Source organism: Mycobacterium sp. TH-M103, from assembly GCF_057473785.1.
In genome coordinates this window covers 1-4,381 of record NZ_JBYCLG010000187.1, presented here as the reverse complement: position 1 = coordinate 4,381, position 4,381 = coordinate 1, and the positions used below count along the sequence as shown (strand labels likewise).

Annotated in this window: 5 protein-coding genes and 1 pseudogene; 2 read left to right on the top strand and 4 right to left on the bottom strand. The window is 66.4% G+C overall.

Annotated features, from left to right (window positions below; genetic code table 11):
- Nucleotides 1–157: pseudogene (locus AC2VOR_RS10395) on the top strand (IS1380 family transposase); the annotation flags it as partial.
- Nucleotides 158–266: 109 nt separating this feature from the next.
- Here AC2VOR_RS10395 and AC2VOR_RS10390 read toward each other — a convergent pair.
- The 4 genes from AC2VOR_RS10390 to AC2VOR_RS10375 are packed head-to-tail and all read right to left on the bottom strand — an operon-like array spanning nucleotide 267 to nucleotide 4,041.
- Nucleotides 267–1,049 carry a hypothetical protein gene (locus AC2VOR_RS10390; protein ID WP_486963741.1) on the bottom strand — a complete coding sequence of 261 codons (783 nt, stop codon included), beginning with the start codon at nucleotides 1,047–1,049 and terminating at the stop codon, nucleotides 267–269.
- Nucleotides 1,046–3,445, bottom strand: a complete 2,400-nt coding sequence (locus AC2VOR_RS10385; protein WP_369740809.1) for a putative adhesin — start codon at nucleotides 3,443–3,445, stop codon at nucleotides 1,046–1,048. The genes AC2VOR_RS10390 and AC2VOR_RS10385 overlap by 4 nt, the downstream gene beginning before the upstream one ends.
- A 4-nt stretch (nucleotides 3,446–3,449) precedes the next feature.
- Complete coding sequence (locus AC2VOR_RS10380; protein ID WP_369740808.1) at nucleotides 3,450–3,740, bottom strand: WXG100 family type VII secretion target; 291 nt, start codon at nucleotides 3,738–3,740, stop codon at nucleotides 3,450–3,452.
- Nucleotides 3,733–4,041 (bottom strand): WXG100 family type VII secretion target, encoded by a 309-nt coding sequence (locus tag AC2VOR_RS10375; RefSeq protein ID WP_369740807.1) that lies wholly within the window; start codon nucleotides 4,039–4,041, stop codon nucleotides 3,733–3,735. The genes AC2VOR_RS10380 and AC2VOR_RS10375 overlap by 8 nt, the downstream gene beginning before the upstream one ends.
- 83 nt (nucleotides 4,042–4,124) lie before the next feature.
- On the opposite strand from AC2VOR_RS10375, the gene AC2VOR_RS10370 reads away from it, so the two are divergent.
- Nucleotides 4,125–4,381 (top strand): glutaredoxin family protein (locus tag AC2VOR_RS10370; protein WP_486963740.1); only part of this gene is annotated, 257 nt, incomplete at its 3' end.

Below are 4,381 nucleotides of genomic sequence, written 5' to 3'. Positions count from 1 at the left end.
ATCCGATCCCACCGTGTCGCGGTTGATCGCCACGTTGGCCGCCGATGCCGATGCCGCGTTGGCTGCGATCAACACCGCACGAGCTACCGCCCGGGCTGCCGCATGGTCTGCTGCGGCCCCGAGGCCAAAAAACGCCAATCCGAACCCGCTCAGGCCACCACACCATCACCGTGAAATTTCGAGGCTAATGGCGGTGGGCATCCGAATCCGGAAACGCACGCCGCTGGTACCAGTACTTCTCCGGTTCGCGTATTGGCCTGCAGATGTCAGTCGCCCTCCCCGAGGCCCAATGCCGCCCGGTCGAACACCACCCAGTCGTCCGCTTCATTTACGATTTGAATACCGCTGATCTGAGTGGCAGCTTTGACCATTTCTTTGAGTGCTTCCCATTGCATCCCTCCATATCTGATCGCGGGCCGCGATCGGGTGGTATACCCACGTAACACACTCGGCAGGTGGTCAATGGCGAACGTCTTCATGATTGGTTGGCCGTCTTCACTCTGCGCTTTCGCTAACTCCATAAATATCTCGCGACGTCGGAGCTTGGACGCGATCGACGGGAGTAAATCCTCTTGCGGTGTGCGGACGGCACGGGTAATGAGATCCTCGAGCGGGTCTCCGGTATTTCCTGACAGCTCGGTCGAGCTGTTGGTAGTCATCATTTTTGGTCGCTGGCCGCGGAGGGTTTCGATGATCTGTTGCTTGTTCATTGCAATCCATTTTGAGGCGCGATTGGACAAGATCACCCAGTCGAGATCTGGCATTTCCAACGCGGCTGCAAGGGCATCTTCGAACGCGCCACCTGCGAACTTTTCTGGCAAATCCGGGTGATCTTTCGATGTGTACAGCATCATGGCATGCTTGCCGTCTAGGAGCCGGAGCAGGGGAGTTGCGTTGAGCTCCTTTCCTTCGTGCAGAACAGTCGTTCGCGGGAAAAATAGTTCGACACCCCTAAGCGCCGAGAAAAGCTGCTGAGTTGCTTCCGGCGACTTCTGCTCGGCGGCAATATCGATCAATGCTTCCACACTAAAGGCATCCGGTGGGGTCAAGGCCGAGACCTCTCGTAAGGCGTGAATTTGTTATTGAGTCTATCGTATATGCCTGTTAGATGGTAAGTCTTCCCGGAAGGGTTGAACGGATCGTATGTGCACACCGCAAGGTCGATGTCTCCCATGCCTTCGTGTATCAGCGCACTGATCAATGTCGACTTCGCGACTGTCAGCGGTGAACCCAAAATGTTCAAGCCGTCGGGAGGATGAATAGTATAGTTCGGTATTGATTCTCCGGCGTAAAATGTCTTGGAATAAACTCCGGATGTGTCGCCACCGGTCTCGATCAAGTTTCCAAGCGAATCAGTGATCGTCGAGCCGTGTTCTGCAAATGTCGTAATACTCGATCCTTTGGGGACAACAAATAAACCGTTATCTGGATCGTAGCTACCATGACCGCTAATTGTCTGCCGACCGGGCATCTCGCCGTGCCCAGGCGTTTGATTCGCCGAATCCGCTAATTGATCACCCTCGTGATTAGGTGACGGACTATCGTCTGTCGGCGTCGGGTTGGCTTCCCCGGGTGCCGGGTCCGATGGTGGCCCCTCGCCGTCAACTGGGTGAACGGGGCCGTCGTAGGGGCCAGGCACCTCGGGCGGGCGAAGGCCCGGTTCCTGGCCGCGGGGCAGCTCGCCCAGGTCGGGAGGTACTTCGGCGGGCGCTTCGCCTATGGGCACCGAAGGCGGCGTCGGCGGGTGGGGCTCCGGCGGCGATGGCAGATCTGCGCCGGGAGGGGCGCCCGACTCGCCGACGGGCGCAGCCGGCAGGCGCGCGGGGGCCGGCTCGGGCGGCTGGTGGGGGAGAGGTGTCCGGTCTGCCGGCTCGGGCGCCACCGGCCTGACCCCGGGCGCTGGCGGCGTGGCCGGTCTGGGCGGCTCACCCGCGGCCGGTTTCTCGGCGACGGGCGGTCTGGATTCGGTCGGGCTGTGAGGCAGGGGACCGTCGGCGGGCCCGGGTGCCGGCTTGGCCGGGGGTGCGGGCCGGCCCGCTTCCGGCGGCTTGGGGCCGGTCGCCGGTGGCTCTGCCGGGCCCTTGACCGGCGGCGCCTCGGGGACCTCCGGCAGGGGCGGCTTGCGCAAGCCCTTGAGCGCGTCGGCGGCGTCGCGCCCCACCTTGCCCAGCTTCGAGAGCGGCCCGCCCGGCACCGCCAACGTCGCCCCGTCGAAGGCGGTCTTCCCGAGCGCTTCGGCCGGGTTTGTGCTCCACTCGTCCCAGTGGGTGACGTCCTTGCCCAGCGCCTTCCAGGACTCGGCTACTCCGGGCCCGCCGTCGGGGCCCAAGCCGACCAGCGGTGCTTCCCCGGAAACCATGCCGGCCAGGTCTCTGAAGTAACCCACCGGGTCGGTTTGGAGCCGGTTCGGGCTGAATTCCCAGAGCCCCTTGGCGAATCCATATCCCTCTTGGCCGACGCCCTTGAAAAACTGGCCCGCCTGATTGACGGCCCTGCCGACCGGGGTGCCGTGCAGAAAGTGGTCCCACTCCTTGCCCGCCCAGCGGCCCATATCCGCTGCGGCCGTGGCGGCCGCGGAGACGGTGGCGTTGATCTGGCCGGCAAGTGCCCGGGCCTCGCGGGCGAAGTTGTCGACCACCGTGCGGATGTCCTCGGCGATTCTCTTGATCTCGTCCTCGTCCTCGTCGGTGAGGAACTCCCAGACCTCTTTGATCCCGGTCAGGGGGTCACAGATGCGCGACAACAGATCCAGGATCGCCGCGTGCACCGCTTCGACCTCGGCTGCGTAGCCGGTGAGCTGGGCGGCGATCGTTTGGCATTGCCGCGCGATGTCGGTGGTGGCATTGGCGGCATCGGACAACGCCTTGTCGATAGCGGCGCCCTCCGGGATCTGCTGGGCGGCGATGGCGGCCATCGTGCCGCCGCCCGCCGGGGTCTCGGCCGCCATGAAGTTGGCGCCCGCGGTGGTCCACGCCGCCGCGGCGGCCCGCAATTTCGCCGAATCGCCACTGGGCCAGATCATTCCGACATACGGCGCCACCCAGCCCCAACCGGCGGGGGCGCCGCTCCCGGCGCCCACCGCAGCAGGCGGTGGCGAGCCCACGATCAACGGCCCGGTCACCTGCGGCATCGGCAGGGCCGCGGCCCGGCCGCTGACATCCGACATCGCCTCGGCCAGCGCGTAGTTGTGTGCCGACACCCGCACGCCGTCGCCGATGCTGCACAGCCCGTTGCGGGCGCCGGCCATCGCGTCGATCAATTTCGCGGCGGCTTGGTCGTAGCTGTGACCGAACGCCGCGCCCACCGGATCGTCACCGGCCATGCCGGCACCGCCGGCCAGTGCCGCGGTCAAAACCGAGATCACCGACCCCAACGAAACGCCGGTGTCCACCACCGTGGCGCCGGCACGGTCTAGCGCCGTCGCGTCACACGCCAGCGGTGCCATCGGTTCACGACCACATGCCGAGATTCGTCGACATCGCCCCGGTGTAGTTGCCGTGCGCGGTCGTGGCCGCCTTCTCGAGTTGCGCGAGCGCCTCCCGCATCATCGCCTCGCCGCGCTCCCAGTGCTGGTGTGCCTCGGCGTGGGCGGCGGCCGCGGCGCCAGACCAAGTCGCGTGCAGACGCGTCACGCGAGAATCGAGCTCAGTGATCATGTCCTCGGCATAGCGCTGAAATGCCGCTATCCGTTGCACGACCTCGGCCAGCGCCGCCGGGTCCACCGCGAACGCCTCAACCACCGCGCACCGCCCGCTCCGCCTGGGCGGACCCGGCCTCGTTGCTCTGGTAACCCGACGCCGCCTCGTCGAGCAACCACGCCAGGATCGACAAACCTGCCTGCACCTCGCCGGCCCCGCGATGCCACAGCTCCCACGCCGAGCCGTATGCGCTGCCCGACGCGCCGCGCCAGCCGTCCAACATCTGACCCACCTGGTCGTCGAGATCGGCCAGCTGAGCAGAAAGGTGCTCGGCGGTACCGCCCAGCGAGGCGGCGGCCCCCCGCATCGCCAGCGGATCGACGCGGACTGTGTCGTCGGCCATAGCGGCAACCTAGCCAGTGCCCGCCGGTCCCACAATTCACGCGGCTCGTCGGGTGCCCCGCCGCCGGTGACACACTGGCGGTCATGACCCAGTCCCCGAGCCGCCGGCAGGTGCGATTGTTGACCCGCAACGGGTGCGCGATGTGCGTGCACGTCGGCGAGCGGCTGGCCGAACTGGCCGCTGAGCTGGGCTTCGACCTGGCGACGACCGACGTCGACGCGGCCGCGGCGGCGGGTGATCCCGCCCTGCGGGCCGAGTTCGGCGACCGGCTGCCGGTGATCCTGCTCGACGGCCGCGAGCACAGCTACTGGGAGATCGACGAGCCCCGGCTGCGCGCCGA